This is a genomic window from Bacillus sp. 22446 (genome assembly GCF_052044955.1).
In the GTDB taxonomy this organism is placed as follows: domain Bacteria; phylum Bacillota; class Bacilli; order Bacillales; family Bacillaceae; genus Bacillus; species Bacillus altitudinis.
The window spans coordinates 1-1185 of the sequence record NZ_JBQEOD010000020.1; the positions used below are offsets into that span (position 1 = coordinate 1).

Annotated in this window: 1 protein-coding gene; it reads left to right on the forward strand. The window is 58.5% G+C overall.

What is annotated here, in order from left to right; genetic code table 11:
* The coding region (locus ACTJJD_RS19295; protein WP_440608754.1) for a hypothetical protein at positions 1-1185 on the forward strand (1185 nt) is incomplete at both ends.

Genomic DNA, 1185 nt, shown 5'->3' on the forward strand with positions numbered 1-1185 from the left:
GCACGGGTGCAACTGGATCTACTGGTGCCACGGGTATCACAGGTTCAACCGGACCTACTGGTGCTACTGGTATCACGGGTGCTACTGGATCTACTGGTGCTACAGGAATTACAGGTTCAACCGGTCCGACTGGTGCTACAGGTATCACAGGTGCTACCGGTCCGACTGGGGCCACTGGTATCACAGGTTCAACCGGACCTACTGGGGCCACGGGCAGCACTGGACCAACTGGTCCGACTGGGGCCACGGGCAGCACGGGTGCAACTGGAGCTACTGGGGCCACGGGTATCACAGGTTCAACCGGACCTACTGGTGCCACGGGTATCACGGGTGCTACTGGATCTACTGGGGCCACGGGCAGCACGGGTGCAACTGGAGCTACTGGGGCCACTGGTATCACAGGTTCAACCGGACCTACTGGTGCCACGGGCAGCACTGGACCAACCGGTCCGACTGGAGCTACGGGAATCACAGGTGCAACTGGAGAAACTGGTGCCACGGGTATCACAGGTGCAACTGGATCTACTGGTGCTACAGGAATTACAGGTTCAACCGGACCTACTGGGGCCACTGGCATCACAGGTTCAACCGGTCCGACTGGTGCTACTGGTATCACGGGTTCAACTGGAGCTACTGGTGCCACTGGAATCACAGGTTCAACCGGACCTACTGGTACTACAGGTATCACAGGTTCAACCGGACCTACTGGGGCCACTGGTGTGACGGGCAGCACTGGACCAACTGGTCCGACTGGTGCTACTGGTATCACAGGTGCTACCGGTCCGACTGGTGCTACTGGTATCACGGGTTCAACTGGAGCTACTGGTGCTACAGGAATTACTGGGGCAACCGGTCCGACTGGTGCTACAGGTATCACAGGTTCAACCGGACCTACTGGTGCTACAGGTATCACAGGTTCAACCGGACCTACTGGTGCTACAGGTATCACAGGTGCTACCGGACCTACTGGGACCACTGGCAGCACGGGTGCAACTGGGGCTACTGGGGCCACGGGTATCACAGGTTCAACCGGACCTACTGGTGCTACAGGTATCACAGGTGCAACCGGTCCGACTGGTGCTACTGGTATCACGGGTGCAACCGGTCCGACTGGTGCTACAGGAATTACAGGTTCAACCGGAGCGACTGGGGTCACTGGTAGCACAGGTTCAACTGGAGCTACTG